Here is a 24,310-nt window from a genome sequence, read left to right as displayed (position 1 = left end):
CGCTTCTTTTATATGAAACTAACCCACACCGTCTGGGGTGTGGAGATGGGCGTATCCTTCGCCCTCATTTACAGGAATTAAAATGAGCGAAAGCTTTGCGGAACTCTTTGAAGAAAGCCTAAAAACCCTGAACCTTCAGGCAGGCTCCATCATCACCGGTGTTATCGTTGATATCGATTACCAGGCTCGCTGGGTAACCGTTCACGCTGGCCTGAAGTCTGAAGCACTCATCCCGCTTGAGCAGTTCTACAACGACGCTGGCGATCTGACTATCAATGTCGGTGACGAAGTTCACGTTGCTCTGGACTCGGTTGAAGACGGTTTCGGTGAAACCAAGCTGTCCCGTGAAAAAGCCAAGCGCGCTGAATGCTGGATCGTTCTGGAAGCAGCCTTCGCAGCTGAGGAAGTGGTCAAGGGCGTTATCAACGGTAAGGTTAAAGGCGGCTTCACTGTCGACGTTAACGGCATCCGTGCGTTCCTGCCAGGTTCCCTGGTTGACGTCCGTCCAGTGCGCGACACCACGCACCTGGAAGGCAAAGAGCTGGAATTCAAGGTCATCAAGCTGGACCAGAAGCGCAACAACGTTGTCGTTTCCCGTCGCAGCGTCCTGGAAGCCGAGAACTCCGCCGAGCGTGAAGCTCTGCTGGAATCCCTGCAGGAAGGCCAGCAAGTCAAAGGTATCGTCAAAAACCTCACCGATTACGGCGCATTCGTCGATCTGGGTGGCGTGGACGGCCTGCTGCACATCACCGACATGGCCTGGAAGCGCATCAAGCATCCTTCCGAGATCGTCAACGTTGGTGACGAAATCGACGTCAAGGTTCTGAAATACGATCGCGAACGCAACCGTGTTTCCCTGGGCCTGAAGCAACTGGGCGAAGATCCATGGGTTGCTATCAAAGCCCGTTACCCAGAAAGCACTCGCGTTACCGCTCGTGTAACCAACCTGACCGACTACGGCTGCTTCGCTGAGCTGGAAGAAGGCGTTGAAGGTCTGGTACACGTTTCGGAAATGGACTGGACCAACAAGAACATCCACCCTTCGAAAGTCGTACAAGTCGGCGACGAAGTGGAAGTCATGGTTCTGGACATCGACGAAGAGCGTCGTCGTATCTCCCTGGGCATCAAGCAGTGCAAGTCGAACCCGTGGGAAGACTTCTCTGGCCAGTTCAACAAGGGCGACAAGATCTCCGGCACCATCAAGTCGATCACCGATTTCGGTATCTTCATTGGTCTGGACGGCGGCATCGACGGTCTGGTTCACCTGTCCGACATCTCCTGGAACGAAGTTGGCGAAGAAGCTGTTCGTCGTTTCAAGAAGGGCGACGAGCTGGACACCGTTATCCTGTCGGTTGACCCAGAGCGCGAGCGCATCTCCCTGGGCATCAAGCAACTGGAAAGCGATCCGTTCTCCGAGTACGTCTCGGTTAACGACAAAGGCGCAATCGTTACTGGCACCGTGAAAGAAGTTGACGCCAAAGGCGCCATCATCGTTCTGGCCGACGATATCGAAGCGACTCTGAAAGCCTCCGAAATCAGCCGTGACCGCGTTGAAGACGCGCGCAACGTTCTGAAAGAAGGCCAGCAAGTAGAAGCCAAGATCATCAGCGTTGATCGCAAGAGCCGCGTAATCCAGCTGTCGATCAAATCGAAAGACGATGCTGAAGAGAAAGAAGCTATCCAGAGCCTGAACTCTGTTCAGGAAGCTCCAGCCGATACCACTATGGCTGCTCTGCTGAAGCAAGCAATGGCCAAACAGAACTAAGTTCTGCTTGATCATGAAAAAGGGCGACTTCGGTCGCCCTTTTTTGTGCCTGCGATTTGGCGGGTGTGGTGCGACCTGGATGTATTGGGTTGGAGGTGAAACCAATCCCGTTGCCTGGTTGTCTGTTTCTTTAATCGGATCAATCGCCTATTCGCGACTAAGCTAGGTGTTAGTCGTGCAGTAGTCGGGCGTTGCCTGGCATAAGGAAGTGGATGAACAGATTTATAGTCTTCATGGCGGTGTTGGTATTGGCTGGCTGTACCACGAGTGCCAAGACGCATGCGGTGCGTGGGGTCAGCGGTATCGAGATCGACTGTTCCGGCTTGGGCTCGGGGTGGGAGAAGTGCCAAAGGCGTGCGGCGAAGGAGTGCAAGGGGGCGGGTTATAAAGTGATCACTCGATCAGATGACGCAAAGGATGACGATGAGTTTCCATTTGGCTTCAATCCCGCAGGCTATGTAACCCGAACCATGCTGGTGATGTGTCGCTGACTGCGCGCTGATCCGGTTTGGTGCTCTTGTGTCCTGAAAATGGGCGTTTCGACGCCGAGGAAGATATGTCAATCCCTGGGCTGTTCAAAATCTTCCGGGCGTGCTAAAACCTTTCAAGCGCTGATCTAGCTGCTTGAAAAAGAAGGGAAAAATATGACGAAGTCGGAGTTGATCGAACGAATTGTCACCCATCAAGGGCTGCTCTCATCCAAGGATGTGGAGCTGGCCATCAAGACCATGCTTGAACAAATGTCCCAATGTCTGGCCACTGGTGATCGCATCGAGATCCGTGGGTTTGGCAGCTTCTCTCTGCATTACCGTGCGCCACGCGTCGGTCGTAACCCGAAGACTGGGCAGTCTGTCAGTCTGGACGGCAAGTTTGTTCCGCATTTCAAGCCGGGCAAGGAATTGCGCGATCGAGTGAACGAGGAAGAGGAGGAGGGGGTTTGACAGTCGCTATTTCTCAAGGAGTTACTCATGCGTAACCTCAAGCGCATACTTCTTGGTGTTTTCATTTTATTGTTGGTATTGGTGATTCTGGCGTTCGTGCTCGAGAATCAGCAGCCTGTAGCGTTATTGTTTTTGGGGTGGGCTGGGCCTCAGTTGCCAGTTTCCCTGATAGTCGTTCTGGCGCTGCTTGTCGGAATGGTGGTCGGGCCGATAGTTGGTTGGTTTTTGGCTCGCCCATCTCGAGTTGCGCGCAAGCCCTTGGCGCAGTGACGGTGCTCTTGGCTTTGCTCTGCGGATTGTCTGTATCCAATAGTAAAGCGCCTATTTACCTGTAAAATGCGATCCTTGCCTGAGCGGTGAATAACTTCATCGAATTAGGCTGAATTTGACAGAGGTCTGTGATAGAAGGCTTCTGCATTCATGGATTGGACGGCGCTCCTTCAGGCGCTGTCAGCAGCGCAAGGGCATGGTACCGCGTGAAAATTCTAGTAACCGGCGGCGCCGGGTTTATTGGCTCAGCAGTCATCCGTCACATCATTTCCAATACCGGCGACGCTGTCGTTAATGTCGACAAGCTGACTTACGCCGGTAATCTGGAGTCATTGGCAGAGGTGAGTCAAAGTGCCCGCTATGCCTTCGAGCGCGTAGACATTTGTGATCGCGATCAAATTGATCGAATTTTGCGCGAGCACCAGCCCGGCGCGATCATGCATTTGGCCGCGGAATCCCACGTAGATCGATCCATCTCCGGCCCTTCGGACTTCATTCAGACCAACATTGTCGGTACCTACACGCTCCTGGAGGCCGCACGTAATTACTGGAGTGCGCTGAATGAGGAGCGGAAGGCAGGCTTTCGTTTTCATCATATTTCGACTGATGAGGTGTATGGTGATCTGGACGGTCCCGAAGATCTGTTCACCGAAACTACGCCTTATCAGCCAAGTTCGCCGTACTCGGCCAGTAAGGCCAGCTCCGATCACTTGGTTCGCGCTTGGGCTCGCACGTATGGCTTGCCAATTTTAGTCACCAACTGCTCGAATAACTACGGGCCCTATCATTTTCCGGAAAAGCTGATTCCGCTGATCATACTCAATGCCTTGGAAGGCAAGGCGTTACCGGTCTATGGCAAAGGTAATCAGGTGCGTGATTGGCTGTATGTTGAGGATCATGCTCGTGCGCTCTATAAAGTCGTCACTGAAGGCGTCGTCGGCGAGACCTACAACATCGGTGGTCACAACGAGATGCAGAATATCGAAGTGGTGCATACCCTTTGCTCACTGCTTGATGAGCTGCGTCCGCAATCGGCTCATCGTCCTCATGCCGGCTTGATAACTTACGTGCAGGACCGTCCAGGTCATGATCGGCGATACGCTATAGATGCAAGCAAGATTCAGCGCGAGCTCGGTTGGTCGCCGGTGGAAACGTTTGAGACTGGAATCCGCAAGACCGTGGAGTGGTATCTGAATAATGCTGAATGGGTAGTGCGCGTGAAAAGTGGTAGCTATCAGCAGTGGATTGATCAGAACTATACGGATCGTTCGGGCAAGGCATGAAAATTCTTCTCTTGGGGAAAAATGGGCAAGTAGGCTGGGAGTTGCAGCGTTCTCTGACACCGCTCGGGGAGTTGATCGCCCTTGATCGCCATGTGACAGATGGTCTCTGCGGAGACTTGAGTAATATTGATGCTCTGCGAGCGACGATTCGTGCACTGAAGCCCGATATTGTAGTCAACGCGGCTGCTTACACGGCAGTCGATAAGGCCGAAACCGAGACTGAGTTGGCTGACCTTGTAAATGGTCGAGCCAGCGGGGTATTGGCAGAAGAGGTGAAAGCGCTTGGAGCGTGGCTGATTCATTATTCGACAGATTACGTCTTCGATGGTCGGGGGAGCTTGCCTTGGCTCGAGACTGATGCTGTGGCCCCGGTGAATCACTACGGCGCCAGTAAGCTTGCAGGTGAGCAATTAATCATCGATTCCGGCTGCAGGCATCTTATCTTTCGCACAAGCTGGGTGTATGGCGCCCGCGGTAATAACTTCGCCAAAACCATGCTGAGGTTGGCAAAGGAGCATGAAAGTCTGAATCTTGTCGCGGATCAAGTAGGCGCGCCTACCGGTGCTGACTTGATTGCAGATGTCACTGCGTTAGCCATCCAGAATGTGCTTCGGTGTCCGGAGTTGTCCGGGCTTTATCATTTGGCGGCTGCTGGAGAAGTTTCTTGGTATGGCTATGCTGATTATGTTTTTGACTTTGCCAAAAGACATGGCGAGGAGCTTCGGGTAGAAGTGGTAAACCCTGTCGATACAATCGCCTATCCGACACCTGCTCGGCGCCCCCTGAATTCACGATTGAATACGCAGATGCTGCGTGACAAATTTTCTATGTGCTTGCCGGATTGGCGAAGTGGTGTAACCCGAATGCTTATGGAAGTTCTAAATAAATGACCGCAAAAAATCGCAAGGGCATCATCCTCGCCGGTGGTTCGGGTACCCGTTTGCATCCGTTGACGCTGGGTGTGTCCAAGCAGATGCTTCCTATCTACGACAAGCCGATGATCTTTTACCCGCTGTCTGTGTTGATGCTGGCAGGTATGCGTGAAATTTTGATAATCACCACTCCCGAGGATTTGCCGTGCTTTCGCAAGTTGTTGGGGGATGGTAGTCAATATGGCATAACCCTGACTTACGCAGAACAGCCCAATCCTGATGGTCTTGCGCAGGCGTTTATAATCGGCGAAGAGTTTATCGGGACAGACCCATGCTGTTTGATTCTGGGCGACAATATTTTTTATGGGCAGCATTTCTCGGATAATTTACGAGCGGCCAGTCTTCAGAGTACGGGGGCTACAGTCTTCGGTTATCACGTGTCCGACCCAGGACGGTTTGGTGTTGTTGACTTTGATGTCAATGGCCGTGCGCTCAGTATTGAAGAAAAGCCTCTGAAACCAAAGTCCAACTATGCAATTACCGGCCTCTATTTCTACGACAATGATGTTGTTGAAATTGCTAAACGTATCAAGCCCTCAGAGAGGGGGGAGTTGGAAATAACCGACGTTAATCTCGCTTACTTGGAGCGTAAGGCGCTCAGCGTAGAAATCCTAGGTCGCGGTTTTGCCTGGTTGGATACTGGAACGCATGAGTCTCTACTGGAGGCGAGTCATTTCGTCCGTACCATTGAAGAGCGGCAAGGCCTGAAAGTGGCTTGCCTTGAAGAGATAGCATTCAACAGCGGCTGGATCACTGATGACATGTTGAAGGTTCAGGCCGAGCGCCTGAAGAAAACGGGCTACGGACAGTATCTGCAAAGGCTCTTGAACGGCTCTCTCTGATGGTTGTTCTGAGGTTGGTTGGGTTGGGTTGGCTTGGGACGGGTTCGGAGCAAGGCGGTGATGAGGCCGTTTTTTCGCATGCGCTAATGAGCAGGCTTTTGTTTTTTTCAGGCTTGATCTCTCGTCTGTTAAAATAAAGTCATGAATTTTGACGCTGATGCACCGAACAGTGAAGGCTGTTGAGTGCATTAATGCATACGAATATATAGCACCGACCTGAGTTGGTAGAAAGCATTGGTGCCGTGGGACGGTGCAATGGAATCCAGAATGTAAACAATATTCTCTCCGTGGTTTCATCGACACAGGAGGGGTGAGCGAGGATTTTAAGAATGGAACTGATTCCCGTAATTTTGTCTGGCGGCGTGGGCAGCCGATTGTGGCCTGTTTCGCGAGAGGCCCATCCCAAGCCTTTCATGGCTCTGCCGGATGGTCAGAATCTGATCCAGAAGACTTTCCTGCGAGCTTCGCGGTTGAAGGATGTCGCAGAGATTCTGACCGTGACAAATCGCGAGCTGCTGTTCAAGACGGAAGACGAGTACGGCGCTGTCAATGCTGCAGGGCATTCGCAGGGATTCATTCTCGAGCCTTTTGGGCGTAATACTGCTGCTGCTGTTGCTGCAGCTGCGCTTCAATTGGAAGCGTCGCATGGTCTGGACGCCCAAATGCTGGTTCTGGCAGCTGATCATCTGATCAAGAATGAAAAGGCTTTTGCCGCAGCAGTGGCAGATGCGATGGCTTTGGCTGCTGAGGGCTGGCTGGTTACTTTTGGCATTCAGCCTACTTATCCGGAGACTGGGTTCGGTTACATTGAAGCGCAAGCGGGTGCGCCGCTCGACGGTGGCTTGAAGGTCGCGCGGTTCGTTGAGAAGCCCAATCTGGAAACCGCCAAAGGATACGTAAGTGCCGGTAACTATTACTGGAATTCCGGGATGTTTTGCTTTCAGGTCGGAACCGTTCTCGAGGAGCTGCGTAAGCATGCTCCTGAGGTTCTTGAGGCGGTGGCAAAGACAATTGAAAAATCCCGGGTCACGTCGTCTGACAAATATCGTTGCCTGAACCTTGATGCGGCTGCCTTCTCGCAGGTACCGGACATTTCCGTCGACTATGCGCTAATGGAGCGATCTGCCAAGGTAGCGACCATTCCATGCGACATTGGTTGGAGTGATATCGGATCCTGGAATGCAGTCAGCGAGTTGACCGAGCCTGATCAGGACGGCAATCGTTTTGAGGGTGAGGTGCTTTCGCACGGTTCCAGCAATAACTACGTCAATAGTGAGGGGCGTCTCACTGCGCTCGTAGGTGTTGAGAACTTGCTGGTGATTGATACCCCAGATGCCGTGATGATTGCACATAAAGATTATGCGCAAGATGTGAAGCATATTGTCGGTCAACTCAAGGCCAGTGGGCATACCGCACACTTACTGCACAGAACGGTGCATCGTCCTTGGGGCACTTACACGACGCTGGAGAATGGCGAGCGCTTCAAGATCAAGCGTATTGTCGTGAAACCCAAGGCTTCGCTGTCTCTACAGATGCATCATCATCGCAGTGAACACTGGATTGTCGTTTCCGGGATGGCGGTAGTGGTAAACGATCAGCAGGAGCTGATGCTTAATACTAACGAATCGACATTTATCCGAGCAGGCCATAAACACCGTTTGCAAAATCCGGGTGTTATTGATCTTGTTATGATCGAAGTGCAAAGCGGTGATTATCTCGGAGAGGACGACATTGTTCGATTTGAAGATAACTACGGTCGAGTGGATTCTGCACTCACAGCTAAGTAGTGAGTGCTTGAAAAACTGATCCTGGTAATCGGGAATTGGACGGGGAGAGTTCCTCGTCCGATTTTTTAGTGTTATTCAAGAATTTTGGTTGCCTTTTCAATGCCTGATTCATTAAGTGTTGTTGATGCTGCAGGTGATCGCCCGAGTGCTGGTCGTGTCGCTATTCTGCTATCAACTTACAACGGCGCGCAGTATTTAAAGGCTCAGTTAGAGTCTTTGATTGAGCAGGTATACCAAAACTGGGAGATCCATGCGTCGGATGACGGCTCCAGTGATGGCACCTTGGAGATCCTTGAGTGCTATCGCCAGCGCCTAGGCGGACGCTTGAGGATTTACCAGGGGCCAGGCGAAGGGTTCGCAGCAAACTTCTTGTCTTTAATCCGGCGTAAAGAAATACAGGCAAGCTATTTCGCATTTTGTGATCAGGATGATATCTGGTCCAAGGACAAACTATCCAGTGCAGTGAGTTGCTTGGAAAAGAGCAAGGAAGGCTTGTCTGCACTTTATTGCTCGCGGACGCGCCTGGTTGATGAGTGTGGTGTCGAGATAGGTTATTCGGCGGTATTCTCGGTTCGTCCATGTTTCGAAAATGCGTTGGTTCAAAGTATTGCTGGTGGCAATACAATGGTGCTCAACGAATCAGCAAGATGTTTAATTGCAAAAACCCCAGTTGCTTCAGTGATTATTTCACACGATTGGTGGGCTTACTTGCTGGTGAGTGGTAGTGGTGGCAACGTTCACTATGATCCAGTGCCGCAGGTTGATTATCGGCAGCATTCAAATAACTTGATGGGGTCTAATCGTCGACTGAGTGAGCGCTTGTTACGGCTTAAAAAAATATTTGATGGAACCTTTCAGATTTGGAATACCGCTAATTTGACCGCGCTGGAGCATTTTCGCCAGGATTTGCAAATGGAACATCTGAAGCGGGTCGATATGTTTCAAAAGGCTCGCCGTTCGGCTTTGCTCATGAGGCTGTTCTGCTTTAAACGTGCAGGTATCTTTCGTCAGTCTACCGCAGAAAACGTCATTTTGGTCGCCGCAGCGGTGGTAAATCGCTTGTAGCCTCTCAGGAATCCAATACCACCTCCGTTGATATTGGATTACACTATGCGGCCCAATTCAGGCGGGTAGCCACCATTTTAAGGACTGGGTGTCTGGCTCGCTTCATGGGCTCGGATGAATAAAGGCTGTAGACAAAGGCTCATACGAACGCTTCACTTCGGGAAAGGATATGTCAAGTAAGTTGAAGGTCAGGCTCAAGCAGGCCCTGCTGAAGTCCAGCGCCTACTATGTGTTTGCAGCGGCAAAATACTTCGTCGCCAATAATATTATCGCGAAGATTCCCTTCGAATCGGTGCGGAAAGCCTATTATCGACGCATTTTGGGGGTTTCAATTGGGAATGATACTCATATAAGTATGAGGGTTTTCCTGACGGGTTACCACAGTAGGTGCCAGGTCAGTATTGGTGATAATTGCGTCATTAATCGTGAGATTTATTTGGATGGCAGGGCGGGTGTGCACATTGGGAATAACGTGAATGTGTCATTCCAGGCGTGCCTTTTGAGTCTGCATCACGATCATAACTCCCCGGAATTTTCTGCTATCGGTGCCCCTGTCATTGTCCAGGATCACGCTTGGATTGGCGCAAGAGCAGTGATTTTGCCCGGAGTCACTGTGGGCGAAGGTGCGGTTGTAGCAGCTGGAGCTGTTGTGACCCGTTCAGTGCCCGATTATGCGGTAGTCGGTGGCGTACCAGCTCGAGTCATTGGTGAGCGTAATCGTAATCTGACCTATTTGACAAATTTCTCTCCTTTCTTCGATACAGATATTTTTGATGAGTCCCATGTTAAATCCAGTTAAGAAAAGCCTGCTGATTTTTACTCTTTCACCACCCCTGCCTGCCACTTCTGGCGCGCCTATATACATCACCAATACACTGATACCGCTCGCCGAGAAATACGATCTGCATTTGTATACTATCGGAGGCTCTGATGAGGTGGAGCATATTAAGCAGCATAAGGATCTTTATGACCGCTATTTCCGTAGCGTGCATGTTGAGCCTAGGGCGCAGATGCCTTCGCAGAAAGGTACTCTTGGCAGAATTGTTCATAGTTTGGTGCATCTGTACCATGGTTTGCCGTTCATGGATGCAAGTTATTACAGTGTCAGTGCTGTTAGAAACGCACGCCGAATTGTAAAGCAGCATAATATCCAGGCGCTTGAGATTCACTCCAGTCACTTGGCTTTTTTCAAGAAATTTATATCGGAAGTCCCCGCTGTTCTGGTTAGTCATAATATTGAGTCGGATATTTTTCCGTTCTGGATTCCGCAGCACCTGACCGGCTGGAAAAAAGCGGCAGTCGAAAGTGTAGCGCGATGCAGTCGACGCAATACGCATCAAGTTGAAATAGATAATAAATGGAAGTTTGATGCAATGACTTTCATTTCTCAGAGTGATATGGATCGTGTTACTGCGGTGGTGGATAAGAGTTATATTCCCCTCTGTCTGCCCGTTAAGGCCAGCAACTATGATGACAAGCCTGATGGGCACGTCAATTTGTTGTGGATGGGCGGCTTCTGGTGGCACCCGAATGCTGAAGGTGTTCTTTGGTTTGTAAGGTCCATTCTGCCGCTCATCGCTGACAAGCTTGTAGCCCTCAATATTCGCCTGCACTTTCTGGGCGCAGCTCCGCCGGATGAATTGAAAGCTGTCGATGACGGACGCAATATTTTCGTGCATGGGTTCGTCGACTCTCTGGAAGACATGCTCGATAGCTCACATCTTCTATTCGTTCCATTGCTGTCGGGTGGTGGTGTGCGAGTAAAGATACTCGAGGCAATGAGCAACGGTATTCCTGTTCTAAGTACCAGCAAGGGCTGCGAAGGGTTGGGCGCAACAGATGGCCTGGACATCGTGGTTCGTGATGATGCTCAGTCATTTGCCGATGCCATTCTTCAACTTGCAGCCGACCCAGAGCAACGCTCAAGGCTTTCAAGGGCTTGCAAACAACTTCTTGTAGAGAAGTACAACTTGCAGGACTGCATTGAAGAAAAGGATCGGATTTATCAAAAACTGCTGGCCTCGGTTTGAGCCAGCACTCGAATTGAGATGAAAAAAAAGCCCATGATTAGAACTCTTGCATTCGGTTCCCGGAGCTTCGTAAAAAGCCGTGAGCTTATCTGGCAGCTCGTTCGGCGAGAAATCAGTCTTCGCTACAGTGGGTCATTTTTAGGCATCATTTGGTCCTTTATCAACCCCCTGGCGATGTTGATGGTTTACAGCTTCGTTTTTGGAACAGTTTTCAAGGCTCGTTGGGGAGGTGTGGCGACCGACACTCAGGACTACACTATCCTGCTTTTCGTCGGGATGCTCATCCATGGTCTTTTTGCTGAGTGTTTGGGTAAGTCGGCGACGCTGATTGTGGCGAACAGCAATTATGTCAAAAAGGTCATTTTCCCTCTTGAGATTTTACCTTGGACAATCATTGGGGCAGGACTATTTCACTTCTTCACGGGCCTGCTTGTGCTCATGGGGTTGCAGCTGTTTTTAACCGGAGGGTTGCAGTGGACGTTGGTTTATTTGCCGTTGATTCTTGTCCCGTTCGTATTGTTTTTAGTGGGGCTTTCCTGGTTTGTCTCCGCGCTGGGAGTGTTCTTTAGAGATATCGCCCAATTGGTTGGAATGATTACTGCCATCATGATGTTTCTTTCGCCGGTATTCTATTCGATCGAGTCGATTCCGGAGCGCTTTCGCCCTTATATGATGGCTAACCCTCTGACGCTGGTTATTGAGCAGGCCAGGCAGGTGCTGATTTACGGATCACAGCCTGATATGCATGCACTACTCATTCTGGCGGGAGTAGGCATTTTTACATGTAGCACAGGCTTGTGGTTCTTCAACAAAACTCGGAAGGGATTCAGTGATGTCCTCTAACGATATCCTTATCGACGTGGCTGGGCTTTCGAAGTGTTTTCACATTTACGACAAGCCGGCACATCGCTTCATGCAGTTTGTTGTACCTCGTCTACAGCGCGCCATTGGGCTCAAACCAAGCAGTTTCATGCACGACTTCTGGGCGCTGCATGACGTTTCCTTTCAGCTACGCCGCGGTGAAACCGTTGGGATTATTGGTCGCAACGGTTGCGGTAAATCTACGCTTCTGCAGATGATTTGTGGCACTTTGACCCCTACGGGAGGGCGCGTTGACATTAATGGTCGAATTGCCGCCTTGCTCGAACTTGGGGCCGGATTTAATCCGGAATTTTCAGGCCGCGATAATGTTTTTCTTTCCGGAAGTATCGCCGGTATTTCCCAAGAAGAAATGCGTAGGCGTTTCGCTGACATCGCTGCGTTTGCAGATATTGGCGAGTTTATCGAACAACCGGTAAAGACTTACTCTTCCGGTATGTTTGTACGTTTGGCGTTTGCCACTGCGATTCACACCTCTCCCGATATTCTTGTTGTCGATGAAGCGCTCGCGGTTGGTGATACGGCCTTTCAGACCAAGTGTTTGACTCGCATTCGTGATCTGCAAAAGAAGGGCACGACGATCCTCTTGGTTACTCACTCGACGAATACTTTGATTGAGTACTGCGATCGAGCCATTTATCTCAAACGAGGAGTGCTGGTTGAGGATGGCGTTTGCCGTGACGTTGTCAAACACTATGCCAATGACTTGGTGGAGGAGGAAGGCGGAATTGCACTTGTCGAAAGAACGCAGGACGAGGTGCAGGCATTCCAAGAAGTTGAATCCAAAGCATTCATAGAAGTTCCGGGCGGATCGGAAGAGAAAATTGCTATCCTTGCAGTGGAGATTTTCGACGCACAAGGACAGCAGCGCAGCACATTTTCATACGGAGATGCGTTCCTGGTCCGGGTCAGTCTTAAGGTCGGCACGCCTATCGAGATGCCTTGTTTTGGTATTCAGATCAAAAGTGTCGACGACATCGTGCTTTGGAGTGCGACTACTCAAAGTATGGAGGTTCCGTTGGGTCGGTTAGAGGTAGGAACCCACCAGTTGACCTGGAGTTGTCAAGCGACCTTCTCTGGCAATCGGTATGTTTTGGCAATTGGCGCCGGAAGTACCGAGACGGGCGAATATCGGCGACATTCGCGCCTTCCTTATGCCGGACACATCGATGTCTTGCCTCAGGAACGCAGCGGTTCGGGTTGGTTGGCTCCATGCCCAACTGTTTCGCTTTCATCAGTTTAGTCGCCGGAGTTAAATAATGACGGATAAACCGAAGGTCCTGGTTAGCGGATGGTACGGTGCGAGCAACATAGGCGATGAGCTGCTCCTTGGCGCTGTTGCTGCCTGGGTTGCCGACGCTGGCGGCGAGTTGACGATTATAAGTCTCAATCCCCTGCACACTGCTCAAGTCTACGGAGTTGCTGCCGTCGATTTTCACAATCTGGGCGAAATTGCCTCGGTTTTGGCTGACTGCGATTTGTTCGTGATGGGAGGAGGAGGGATCTTTCAGGACCATCATCCGTTTAACATCACTGCACTCTATGATGCGACTGCGCTTGATATTGCACAGTATGCGCGACCGTTCTATCTCGCCCGCCAGTATGGCGTGAAAACCCTGATCTTGGCTCACGGTGTAGGGCCTTTGATGAGTCATGATGCTCAGGAAGTCGTACGAGACGTCTTTACGCTCGCGGATTTCGTGTCTGTCAGAGATGTGCATAGCGAAGCGCTTCTGCGCAAGATCGGCGTAACTCGTGAACTTCTCGTCGCTGCAGATCCGGGCTGGTTTGCGGCCAGTGAAGTTGTGCGTACCAGTCTGGTATCCAAGACAGACAACGATACGCCTGCTGAAAAGCGCAAGCTTGCCCTGATCATTCGTGAGTGGAACAAGGATCAGGACTGGGAAGAAAAACTGGTTTCTGCTCTCAACAGCCGGTTGCCGGAAAACTGGAGCTGTGTCTGGTTTGCCTTTCAAAACTCGCTGGATGAGACTCGTGCAGGCTCTGATAAGCCATTCCTTGGAAAATTGTCGGCCAGTCTGGATCCACGGATAAGCTATGAGATCATCGATCATATTGCTGTTTCGGATGTAGTCAATGCGATCAATGAATGTGATGCCGTACTGTCGATGCGCCTGCATGGCAGTATTTTGTCGCTTGCTCTTGGTAAGCCCTGTGCTTTCCTTGAGTACGATGACAAGATGACTCAAGCGCACAATATGGCACACGTGCCTGAGGATCTGAGGCTTGATTTGAGGCGTCCCCTGAGCGCATACGAGCGAATAATTGAAAAGCTCACCGATAATCAGGTCGACTGGGTTATCGATGCACAGGTATTGCAGACGCTGCAGAATTCTGCATTGGCTCACAGGGATGTTCTGATCAGGGCATTGGAGTTGGTCAGAGGCGGTGGCGAGAAGCGCCGCCGATGGTCTAGCCACAATCTGGATTGGATGTCTGTCTGGTTGCAGGAGCTTATCTGGCAAAAACGTACTATCGAACGCGCTAGCGTTCACGCCCATGACTTGTTGGGCTATCGAGATTTTCAGCTGCATAAAAAAGATCTTGAGCTGAATGAATTGAAGCAGTCTCTACAGAATCTGCAACAACAGATGGCAGAGCTGGACAAGGAAGTTCAGAAGCACAAGCAGCAGTCTGCTGAGTTTGAAAGTTTATTTCATAAGCAACAACAGCAAACCGCAGCTGTCACACTGAAAGCTCGAGAGCTTCATGATGCGGAGCATGAGCGGCATCACTTTGAACAGAAATTTCTCACGATGCAGGAAACTGTCGTTAGCCTGCAGCAAGCGTTGGGCGCTCAGACGACACAGTTACAAGAACTCGAAAGCGCAAAGCAAAAAACAGGAACTAAAATGTCAGGCAGTTTGCAGAACTTAACTCGAAAAATTCAGCGCGCGACCTATTTGCTGCAAAATGGTGGCCCACGAGCGTTGCTTTCGGCGCTGAGAGTGCGTCGTCAGATGCTCTTGTCGCAACAGATGCCGTTGCCCGTGATCACACCTTCAGAGTCCATGACTCAGGTAGAGGTTGACCACGCACTTTTTGAGGCAGCTGCAAAGCTTCGCGATGAAGAAATCGTTATTTTTGCATCGCATGCGTTCCAGTCGCTGGGTGGGCATCATCGTCCAGCGCAATTGGCAAGAGCTGCTCTTTCTGCCGGACATCGAGTGATTTACATCACTCAAGCTCAATCCGATCGCTCCAACTCTTTTGCAGCTCAGCAGTGCGCGGGCCTTTCACAGCTTTGCCTGAGCGAACTATCGGTCGAAAAACTGTTCTCCCAGCTTTCAGAAAACTCTGTGGTTCTGAATTTTGTGTTGGACTCTAATGTGCTGGCATACCTTCAGTTTGCTCAAAATCGTGGGCTGAAGGTATTTCTTGAGTCAACATACCTTTTGAATGATCCGTTGGTTGTTTCTGCGCCGCTGTTTGCTGAAATGGCCAGCGTGGTGAGTGCAATCTGTGTGGCCTCAACCCAAACTGCTGCTCATATTGCTACAGTCACGAATACACCGACTCTCTGTATCGAGATGGCTGCCAGCCATACCTACTTCGATATCTATCGCAATTATCAGGCTCCGCACCAGTATCAAGGCGTGAGTGGCACCAAGGCCATTGTTTTTGCGCCTGGCGAGGAGTCGAATGTCGACTGGGCATACGTCGAGCGCATAGCGAGTCTGAATCCGCAGATTACCTTTTTCCTGTTGGGAGCTTTCAATCATTCCGAAAGCTTTCCAGCCAACATCGTGATACTTCCTGAAGAGTGCCTGAACAATGCAAATGCACTGATCGCCCACAGCGATCTTTTGCTTTCTCCGTTTTCGAAGTCGATTGCAGGTAAAACAGGTCTGCCTCAAGGGATTTACGCCGGGGCGTTCTTGAATAAACCGATCATCAGCTCACAGGAAGTGAATGCTTCGCAGCTGAACAACTTCCTTTATCTTCCAGAAGCTGAAGTGTTGGGTGATACAAGCGGCCGTTTCCCTGCCATTCTCAAAAACGATTTGTTCGTGTCGCAGAACTCATGGCTGGCCCGTCTGGAAGCACTGGTACCTGCTGTTTCTCGTCACGATGTCAGCGTAGTCATTCTGATTCATAACAACGCAAGTATAATTGCGCGGTGCCTTGAAACGCTGCAGCAACACTGTGGTGCCTATATCAAAGAAGTCATCGTCGTTGATAATGCCAGTTCTGACGGCGGTGCTGAGTTAGTCGAGCAACAGTTCCCGGAAGTCAAACTGATCAGAAATCCGGAAAATGGCTGTTCCTCGGGCCGTAATCTCGGTGCCGCGCACGCTACCGGCAAGTACATTACCTTTTTCGATAGCGATCAGTGGTTCACTGGTGCATCGGGTTTCGCCGAGGCGCTGTCCATTCTTGAGCGGCACGCCAGTGTCGGTGTAATCGGCTGGAATGCCGGTTGGTTTGACGCCACTCGTACTGATCTGGGTGGAATGATTGCCGACTACTGCCCGAACAGGGCGATGAATCCGCAGGCGATTCGCGACGGTTATCGCTCGGATATCGGTTTCCTGGGAACCAGTGGTTTCTTTATGCACCGTTCTGTATTCGACGCCATCGAGGGGTTCGACACGTTCTACGATCCGACTTGTTTCGAGGATACGGATCTGTGTTTCCAGATTCGTGCACTGGGAATGGAGATTTCCTTCCGAGACCTTTCGGGGATTCGTCACCAGCCGCATCAGACCACTGGTGCTGATAGCGGAAGCGACAAATACAAAGCTTTGTTCCTGCGTAATTCGGCTTACTTCAAGGGTAAGTGGAAGCATAAGCCTGAGTATTTCGTCGACTACTCCAACTGAGCCGTTGGGTGTGGTTGAAAAGCATAACGTGTGGGCATCACCTTGGACGAATGTCAAGGTGGCCCTTTTAGAAGACTTCCTATTCATATGACGCGGCTGTTTTTATGTTGAGCCTACCCCGGAAAAAAATTCTGTGCGTTATTGGCACAAGGCCAGAAGCCATCAAGATGGCTCCGATTATTCTTACTCTGAAAGAGCAGGAGTGGGTGGAAGTCAGGGTTTTGGCGACGGCTCAGCATCGGGATATGCTGGATCAGACATTGGCGGATTTCTCCATAATTCCCGATGTGGATCTGAACATAATGCAGCCGAATCAGTCGTTAAGTACATTGACGGGAAGATTGCTTCTTGAAGTCGAAAAAGTACTTCTGGCCGAAAAACCTGACGCTGTGCTTGCGCAAGGTGATACGACCACAGTACTGACGGCTTCTCTGGCGAGCTTTTACGCAGGTATCCCGTTTGGTCATGTTGAGGCGGGATTGAGAACAGGCGATATCTACAGCCCGTTCCCTGAGGAAGCTAACCGCGTCATGACCGGTATGTTAGCTCATTGGCACTTTGCACCGACTTCAAGAGCCGTGGAGAACCTCCTTGCGGAGCGTACGCCTGCCAACAGAGTTTTCTTGACAGGTAACACGGTCATTGACGCGTTGCATTATACGGCCAAAAAAAATCAACCACTTTCAGTCTGTCTTGATTCCTCCAAACGTATGATTTTGGTTACGGCACATCGCAGAGAAAATTTTGGCAATCCATTCCTTGAGATTTGTACTGCTATAAAGAAGTTGGCGGTGAATAACCGTAATGTCGAAATTTTATTTCCGGTTCACCCCAATCCAAATATCAGTAGTGTTGCCTATGAACTGTTGGGAAATATTGCCAACCTCCATTTGATTAAACCATTAGGTTATCAGCAGTTTGTGGCGGCAATGAAACGTGCATATTTTATTATCAGTGACTCAGGCGGCGTTCAAGAAGAGGCCCCGGCATTGGGAAAACCGGTGCTGGTCTTGCGCGAAAGCTCCGAACGGCCAGAGGCAATATCGGCGGGGTGTTCAAGATTGGTGGGGACTGACGTTGAACTGATTGTTCGTGAGGCGGAAAAACTCCTTAATATCCCGGACGAGTACAAGAAGATGGCAATCGGTGCATCTCCGTATGGAGATGGTCTGTCAGCTTCGCGAATTGTCGGAGTCTTAAAGGAGTATTTTCGTTGAAACGTATGGTCTATCTGTCTCCTGTACCTTGGGACAGTTTTACTCAACGTCCTCATAAGTTTGTGGAATGGTTTCACGAAATCTCTGAGGGAGAAGTGCTTTGGGTTGATCCTTATCCAACTCGCTTGCCCAGTCTGTCAGACTTTTCACGTCGGCCGGCCCCCGGTCGTCTCGGGCGTACAGAGTCTTGGCTGGAGTGTTTGACAGTCAAGGCGTTGCCGGTGGAGCCAATTCCGGTTTTGAACGTTTTCAATCGGTACCTGCGTCGAGAACTGGTGGCAAAAATTAACGCGTTCGCCAGTTTGGGCTCAACCAGTCTGGTTATCGGTAAACCTTCGGCATTGGCTTTACAGCTCTTGAAAGAGGGAGCTTTCGAGAAAAGTATTTATGATTCGATGGACGACTTTCCTGCGTTTTACAGCGGCCTGTCCAAGTATTCGATGCAGTGTAAGGAGCGCGCGGTAGTCCGAAGCGTGGACCATGTGCTTGTTTCGTCCACGCTACTGATGCATAGAGCAAAAGATATGCATCCAACTGCAGATATTCGCTTGTGCGAGAATGCTTGCGCGGTAGAAGTGTTACCTCCAGTTGACCTGATGTGTCGGCCTGCCTCCAGGATTTTGGGTTATGTAGGGACGATCGGGAAATGGTTTGACTGGGAACTGATCAGGCGTTTGGCTGAATGTGCCAATGTGACGGTGCGTTTGATTGGTCCGGTATATACGCCTGCTCCGTTCACATTGCCGGCGAATGTCGAGATGCTGCCGCAATGTTCGCATGCTCAGGCCATTGCGGCCATGCAGGGCTTTGATGTTGGGTTGATTCCTTTCAAGATAACGGAGTTAACAGAGTCTGTTGATCCAATCAAATACTATGAATATCGTGCGCTCGGCTTACCGATCATTACTTCGGCTTTCGGTGAAATGCGCGTTCATGCACAACAGGCAGGCGTCTTCAGCCTGGATGCGTCCGACAAATCATCCCACTTGTTGCATACAGTCGAGGCTGCCCTGGCCTATAGATTCACACTCGATGACTTAGAGCTGTTTCGTCAGAAAAACTCCTGGAGTGCGAGATTCTCCTCGGCAGCATTGTTCAGCGGGGTGTAGATTGAGTTCGGCTTTTGATAAGCCGCTTTGCCGGTGCCGGGAGTCCCTGCTCTTTCACGGGGATCGGGAAGTGGTTCAAGTTCGAGATGCGCGGGTGCCAATATTGACCGTAGTAGGGTGAGGTGTTGTTTTGTCAGGGTTATTGAAATGAGTGCTGAGACGATTCTTGTAACGGGAGGAACCGGATTTCTTGGGGCCGCACTGACAGAACGATTGAGTACGCAAATGGAGTTGGCGGTTGTTTTACCCGTCAGAGATCATCGTTTTCAACCCGCCTCACCCTCTGTTCGAGTAGTGCAGATCGATGGTCTGGACGCTGATACCCATTGGGGGCATGCACTGTCTGGTGTCGATAAGGTGGTTCATGCGGCGGCTCGAGTGCATGTCATGAAAGAGTCGAGTTCGGATCCGTTGGCCGAGTTTCGCAAGGTCAATGTGGACGGCACCCTCAATCTTGCCAGGCAAGCAGCCGCAGCCGGTGTAAAGCGGTTCATCTTCATAAGCTCGATCAAGGTCAACGGTGAGTTCACCGAACCTGGCAAACCTTTTTGCGCCGATGACTTGCCAGCACCGGTTGATTCCTATGGCATCAGTAAGCTTGAGGCAGAGCAGAAGTTGCGAGCGCTGTCTTCGACTACCTCCATGGAGGTGGTCATCATTCGCCCAGTGTTGATTTATGGTCCGGGCGTCAAAGCTAACTTCCTGAGTATGATGAACTGGATCCACAAGGGCGTGCCGTTACCTTTTGGGGCGATTCACAACAAGCGCAGCCTTGTAGCGCTGGATAACGTTGTCGATCTGATCGTGACTTGCCTGAGTCATCCCGCCGCTGCTGATCAGATCTTTCTTGTCAGTGATGGTCAAGATGTATCCACTACCGAACTTTTACGTAAAACCGGTGAAGCATTGAATCAACGAGCTCGCCTGATCCCGCTGCCCGTATGGATGATGAAAGTGCTGGCTTTGTCGCTAGGGCGGCGGGCACTTTCCCAGCGCCTGTTCGATTCATTGCAGGTGGATATCAGTAAAAATCGGCAGCTTCTTGACTGGACTCCTCCCTTGAACATCGATATGGCTCTGAAAAAAACCGCGCAGTATTTTCTGGAGTCGAGGATATCTTGACTCAGACCTGGTTTGCTTTCGTGGCGGTGGCGGTTGCTTTTTTTCTTACCGCAGCAATGCGTCGGTATGCCTTGAGCCGCAGCCTGGTGGATATTCCCAACGCGCGCAGCTCTCACGTCATGCCAACGCCTCGGGGTGGAGGGGTAGCGATCGTCGTGACGTTTCTCCTAGCATTGGGAGGGCTGATATATTTCGACCTGATTTCTCTGCCAGTATTCGCGGCTTGCGCGGGAGCAGGGACAATTGTTGCGATGATCGGTTTTCTGGACGACCATGGTCACATTGATGCGCGATGGCGCCTGCTCGGGCATTTTCTAGCCGCAGCATGGGCTTTGTACTGGCTGGGAGGTTTGCCGGCAGTCAACGTGTTTGGCACGGTGCTCGAGCTGGGTTGGATTGGCACCGTTCTGGCGTTGCTGTATCTGGTGTGGATGCTCAATCTTTATAACTTCATGGACGGCATCGACGGGATAGCAGGTGTCGAAGCGACCAGTGTTTGCTTCGCGGCATGCTTGTTGTACGCGCTGTCAGGTCAAATCGGATCGATTTGGGCTCCGTTGATGCTGGGCGCTGCGGTTGCAGGGTTCCTGTTCTGGAATTTTCCACCTGCCAGAATTTTCATGGGAGATGCCGGTAGTGGTTTTCTGGGCTTGATGTTTGGTGTCCTGTCACTTCAGGCTGGATGGGTTTCAGCTCCCTTGCTCTGGGCATGGCTCATCTTGTTGGGGGTCTTTGTTGTTGATGCGACACTCACCCTCATCCGGCGCCTGATTCGTGGGGATAAAGTCTATGAAGCCCATCGTAGCCATGCCTACCAGTTTGCTTCGCGTCGCTTCGGAAAGCACTTGCCAGTGACGTTGGCCGTCGGATTGATCAACCTTTGCTGGCTGCTACCCATTGCCCTTTGCGTTACTCTTTACGGCCTGGACGGTACGATCGGACTATTGCTGGCCTATAGTCCATTGTTGGTATTGGCTTGGGTGTTTAACGCAGGGGAGCTGGAAGGTCCTCCTTAAGGACTCGTCGATACTCCTGTATTACGTCTACGACGTCATGGAGTGGACGGAAAAAGGGATGAAATCGTAGTGCTTGAGGATCTTATGAGCAAAGTTAGAGCGTATTTGCTGGGGTTGCCCAGACGCAAGAAGAGACTCATCCAGGTGGTTAGCGATATCGTGCTGGTCTGGGGGGCTCTCTGGCTGGCGTTTATTGTGCGCCTCGGCATTGACGATATGTACAACCCGGTAAGAGCACATTTTTGGCTTTTTATCTGCGCCCCCATTATTGCGATTCCTCTCTTCATCCGTTTCGGAATGTACCGTGCGGTCATGCGCTACTTCGGAAATGATGCTCTTATTGCGATCGTCAAGGCCGTCAGTCTTTCTTCACTTCTGCTGTCGGTAGTTGTTTATTGGTACAGCAATCATCAAACAGTGGTTCCACGTTCGATAGTGTTCAACTACTGGTGGCTGAGCCTGGTCATCATCGGCGGCTTGCGTTTGTGCATGCGTCAGTATTTCCTAGGAGACTGGTTGAATGCGGCACAGCATGTTCCGTTCACCAACCGCGATGACGGTCTGACCAAGGTTGCCATTTACGGTGCGGGGGTCGCGGGTAATCAGCTTGTTGCCGCGCTGCGTCTTGGGCGAGTGATGCGTCCTGTCGCCTTCATCGATGATGACGCGAGTATTGCGGAGCGCTCGATCGCGGGCTTGCAGGTGTACAAGCCTAAACATATCCAGCAGATGATTGATGTAACTGGGGCGCAGGAAATTCTTCTGGCGCTGCCGTCTTCCACGAGGGTCAGGCGCCGGGAAATTCTTAATCTGCTGGAGGAATTTCCTCTTCACGTGCGTAGTGTTCCCAACTTTACCGAGCTGGCCAGCGGCAGGGTCAAGGTTGAGGATATCCAGGAGGTGGATATTGCGGATCTGCTGGGAAGGGATCCGGTACCTGCTCAGCCCGACCTGTTGGCGCGCTGTATCAAAGACAAGACAGTAATGGTGACCGGAGCAGGTGGCTCTATCGGGGCAGAGCTTTGCCGGCAAATTTTTTCCATCGGGCCCGCCACTCTTTTACTTTTCGAGCATAGCGAATTCAATCTTTACAGCATTTTGTCCGAGCTTGAGCAGCGGGCTGCCCGGGAATCAACGTCTGTCCAGTTGCTGCCGATTCTGGGGTCAATACGTCACCCCCACAAACTTCTGGATGTCATGAACACCTGGAACGTGGAGACCGTGTATCACGCCGCAGCTTACAAGCATGTACCGATGGTCGAACATAATATCGCCGAAGGCGTATTGAACAACGTTATTGGAACACTCAACACCGCACAGGCTGCGTTGCAGTCGGGTGTTGCCAACTTTGTTCTCATTTCCACTGACAAGGCTGTGCGCCCTACCAATGTGATGGGCAGCACCAAGCGTCTTGCAGAGTTGACCCTGCAGGCCCTGAGTCGGGAAATCGCTCCCGTACTTTTTGGTGAACGAGCCAATGTTTCGCGGGTCAACAAAACCCGTTTTACCATGGTGCGCTTTGGTAACGTGCTGGGATCATCGGGGTCGGTGATTCCGTTGTTCCACAGTCAGATCAAGTCAGGTGGTCCGCTGACAGTCACGCACCCGAAAATCACCCGGTATTTCATGACCATCCCGGAAGCTGCGCAGCTGGTTATCCAGGCCGGTTCGATGGGGAAGGGGGGGGACGTATTCGTCCTGGATATGGGTGAGCCCGTGAAGATCGCCGAACTGGCAGAGAAGATGATTCACTTGTCTGGTTTGAGTCTACGCTCGGAAAAAAACCCTCAGGGTGACATCGCTATTGAGTTTACTGGGCTGCGTCCAGGTGAGAAATTGTATGAAGAGTTGTTGATTGGAGATAACGTTGCTGCCACTCAGCACCCGATGATCATGACTGCACGAGAAGACCATTTGCCTTGGGATGTACTCAAGGCAAGGTTGAGCGAGCTGCTCGCCGCTGTTGAACAAGATGACTACGCACGAGTACGCCTGCTCTTGCGCGAAACGGTGAATGGTTATACCCCGGACGGCGAAATTGTTGACTGGATTTACCAGCAGCGGCTTCTCGAACCCTGATTGACAGGGTAGACCAGGTAATCGGAAATACTTTCTGATAGCTCGCGGAGCTTGTGGATCAGCCCAATTTTCCTCGGTCCGCCTATTCAGGGACCGAGCGAGCAATGGAGCTACACACCTCCGAGACGGTGTGCTGTCAAGTTAACTTCCTCAATTTGACCTTTGCCCAGAGTTTCAAGTTGTAATATCTGCGTTTGATATTGTTCTTGAACAAGCGCAAACCTCGCTCTTCCCATGGCTGTTTTTGTGGAAGCATCAGGTTGTGTGGTTTTTTAACGGGCTCGCTGGTCTTTTCAATGACAATGAACTGGTCATCGCCACGGTCTGATGAATCATAGTTGGACGTCTTCAGAAAATTTTCAAGCGGACTGAAGTCCCAGAGATGCCATACAAACTCGGTGTTGTGAGCGATGATGTTGAATCCGGTGTGCTCGACAATCTGCTTCATCTCATTCTTCGTGAACTCACGGAAATGCCAGTCGTACATCAAGGGCGCGTTTTTCATCAAGGCTTGCTGGAGTGCCCAGAGGCTGCTGGCATTGGGAGTCGTAATCAATGCGCGGCCGCCAACACGTAAAACTCGATGGATTTCGTTGAGGAAGAAAAAGATACCGTCCAGGGTGGTTGCCTGTTTGTAATCGATATCGGAAATATGCTCTATGACTTCCGTGCAGATGACATTATCAATAGAGTTGTCTGCATAAGGTAATGGATCGTTTCGCAGGTCGTTTGAGGTTCCGCGTACTGTCGCTTCGGGAAAAAAAGACCAGATTACACGGGAGCTCAGATATTCAAGGCTACCAATCTCAACACAATATCCCAAATGTAATCCGAATCGCTTCATGTATTCGATGGTTACTGCAAAACGGCGGCTATCGAAGTGCAGGCCACCGTCCCCCACGCCCAAGACTTTTCCCTCGGTTGTCACACGTTCAACGACTTCATCGATTGTGGCCTGATTGACAAAAGTTGATTCGAACTTCGTTCCAGCAGGCTTGGTCTTTGTCGGGGCAGAGATATCCATAAATTTGTATATTCCACTTTTGCTTCGTCAGTCGTGTTCAATGCGTGTTCGATCAATAGTGCTGACTCGGTACGCCCATTTTTTTGCCGATAATTTAGGGTAGAC

At 50.9% G+C, this 24,310-nt stretch carries 20 protein-coding genes; 19 read left to right on the top strand and 1 reads right to left on the bottom strand.

Annotation, left to right across the window (positions count from 1 at the left end; genetic code table 11):
• The first annotated feature begins 82 nt into the window (after positions 1 to 82).
• The 19 genes from rpsA to PseAD21_RS00715 all read left to right on the top strand — a co-directional run bounded on the left by rpsA (position 83) and on the right by PseAD21_RS00715 (position 23,181).
• Positions 83 to 1,765 (top strand): 30S ribosomal protein S1, encoded by a 1,683-nt coding sequence (gene rpsA, locus PseAD21_RS00805; RefSeq protein ID WP_025113090.1) that lies wholly within the window; start codon positions 83 to 85, stop codon positions 1,763 to 1,765.
• Between the two features lie 212 nt (positions 1,766 to 1,977).
• A complete protein-coding gene (locus PseAD21_RS00800) occupies positions 1,978 to 2,256 on the top strand; it encodes a hypothetical protein (RefSeq protein ID WP_102354079.1) in 279 nt (92 codons plus the stop codon).
• 153 nt (positions 2,257 to 2,409) lie between these two features.
• Positions 2,410 to 2,706, top strand: coding sequence for an integration host factor subunit beta (ihfB, locus tag PseAD21_RS00795; RefSeq protein WP_003189779.1), 297 nt, complete (start codon positions 2,410 to 2,412; stop codon positions 2,704 to 2,706).
• Positions 2,707 to 2,733: 27 nt separating this feature from the next.
• On the top strand, positions 2,734 to 2,976 hold the full coding sequence (locus PseAD21_RS00790) for a LapA family protein (RefSeq protein WP_102354078.1): 243 nt from the start codon (positions 2,734 to 2,736) through the stop codon (positions 2,974 to 2,976).
• Between the two features lie 206 nt (positions 2,977 to 3,182).
• Entirely contained in the window at positions 3,183 to 4,259 is a 1,077-nt protein-coding gene (rfbB, locus tag PseAD21_RS00785) for a dTDP-glucose 4,6-dehydratase (protein WP_102354077.1), read from the top strand.
• A complete protein-coding gene (gene rfbD / locus PseAD21_RS00780) occupies positions 4,256 to 5,149 on the top strand; it encodes a dTDP-4-dehydrorhamnose reductase (RefSeq protein ID WP_102354076.1) in 894 nt (297 codons plus the stop codon). Before rfbB ends, rfbD begins: the two co-directional genes overlap by 4 nt.
• A complete protein-coding gene (gene rfbA / locus PseAD21_RS00775) occupies positions 5,146 to 6,033 on the top strand; it encodes a glucose-1-phosphate thymidylyltransferase RfbA (RefSeq protein ID WP_102354075.1) in 888 nt (295 codons plus the stop codon). The genes rfbD and rfbA overlap by 4 nt, the downstream gene beginning before the upstream one ends.
• Positions 6,034 to 6,362: 329 nt before the next feature.
• The gene (locus PseAD21_RS00770) at positions 6,363 to 7,820 is read left to right on the top strand and encodes a mannose-1-phosphate guanylyltransferase/mannose-6-phosphate isomerase (protein WP_102354074.1); all 1,458 of its coding nucleotides are present in this window, start codon (positions 6,363 to 6,365) and stop codon (positions 7,818 to 7,820) included.
• 99 nt (positions 7,821 to 7,919) lie between these two features.
• Entirely contained in the window at positions 7,920 to 8,885 is a 966-nt protein-coding gene (locus PseAD21_RS00765; protein ID WP_102354073.1) for a glycosyltransferase family 2 protein, read from the top strand.
• A 169-nt stretch (positions 8,886 to 9,054) separates the two neighbouring features.
• Positions 9,055 to 9,684 (top strand): DapH/DapD/GlmU-related protein, encoded by a 630-nt coding sequence (locus tag PseAD21_RS30150; RefSeq protein WP_102354072.1) that lies wholly within the window; start codon positions 9,055 to 9,057, stop codon positions 9,682 to 9,684.
• Complete coding sequence (locus tag PseAD21_RS00755) at positions 9,668 to 10,915, top strand: glycosyltransferase (protein WP_102354071.1); 1,248 nt, start codon at positions 9,668 to 9,670, stop codon at positions 10,913 to 10,915. The genes PseAD21_RS30150 and PseAD21_RS00755 overlap by 17 nt, the downstream gene beginning before the upstream one ends.
• Before the next feature lie 18 nt (positions 10,916 to 10,933).
• Positions 10,934 to 11,758, top strand: coding sequence for an ABC transporter permease (locus PseAD21_RS00750; protein ID WP_102354070.1), 825 nt, complete (start codon positions 10,934 to 10,936; stop codon positions 11,756 to 11,758).
• Entirely contained in the window at positions 11,748 to 13,037 is a 1,290-nt protein-coding gene (locus PseAD21_RS00745) for an ABC transporter ATP-binding protein (protein ID WP_102354069.1), read from the top strand. The genes PseAD21_RS00750 and PseAD21_RS00745 overlap by 11 nt, the downstream gene beginning before the upstream one ends.
• Before the next feature lie 16 nt (positions 13,038 to 13,053).
• Complete coding sequence (locus PseAD21_RS00740) at positions 13,054 to 16,638, top strand: polysaccharide pyruvyl transferase family protein (protein WP_102354068.1); 3,585 nt, start codon at positions 13,054 to 13,056, stop codon at positions 16,636 to 16,638.
• Between the two features lie 104 nt (positions 16,639 to 16,742).
• A complete protein-coding gene (gene wecB, locus PseAD21_RS00735; protein ID WP_102354067.1) occupies positions 16,743 to 17,855 on the top strand; it encodes a non-hydrolyzing UDP-N-acetylglucosamine 2-epimerase in 1,113 nt (370 codons plus the stop codon).
• A complete protein-coding gene (locus PseAD21_RS00730; protein ID WP_218244964.1) occupies positions 17,852 to 18,964 on the top strand; it encodes a glycosyl transferase in 1,113 nt (370 codons plus the stop codon). The genes wecB and PseAD21_RS00730 overlap by 4 nt, the downstream gene beginning before the upstream one ends.
• A gap of 147 nt (positions 18,965 to 19,111) precedes the next feature.
• Positions 19,112 to 20,086: an SDR family oxidoreductase gene (locus PseAD21_RS00725; protein WP_102354065.1), complete on the top strand. Its 975-nt coding sequence runs from the start codon at positions 19,112 to 19,114 to the stop codon at positions 20,084 to 20,086.
• The gene (locus PseAD21_RS00720; protein ID WP_102354064.1) at positions 20,083 to 21,102 is read left to right on the top strand and encodes a glycosyltransferase family 4 protein; all 1,020 of its coding nucleotides are present in this window, start codon (positions 20,083 to 20,085) and stop codon (positions 21,100 to 21,102) included. Before PseAD21_RS00725 ends, PseAD21_RS00720 begins: the two co-directional genes overlap by 4 nt.
• Before the next feature lie 84 nt (positions 21,103 to 21,186).
• Complete coding sequence (locus PseAD21_RS00715; RefSeq protein WP_102354063.1) at positions 21,187 to 23,181, top strand: nucleoside-diphosphate sugar epimerase/dehydratase; 1,995 nt, start codon at positions 21,187 to 21,189, stop codon at positions 23,179 to 23,181.
• Positions 23,182 to 23,317: 136 nt separating this feature from the next.
• Here PseAD21_RS00715 and PseAD21_RS00710 read toward each other — a convergent pair whose 3' ends face one another.
• A complete protein-coding gene (locus tag PseAD21_RS00710) occupies positions 23,318 to 24,205 on the bottom strand; it encodes a methyltransferase domain-containing protein (RefSeq protein WP_102354062.1) in 888 nt (295 codons plus the stop codon).
• Between the last annotated feature and the right edge of the window lie 105 nt (positions 24,206 to 24,310).

The organism is Pseudomonas sp. AD21 (assembly GCF_002878485.1).
Taxonomy (GTDB): Bacteria; Pseudomonadota; Gammaproteobacteria; order Pseudomonadales; family Pseudomonadaceae; genus Aquipseudomonas.
Note: the sequence above shows the minus strand (reverse complement) of the source record. Positions and strands in the feature narration are given on the sequence as shown.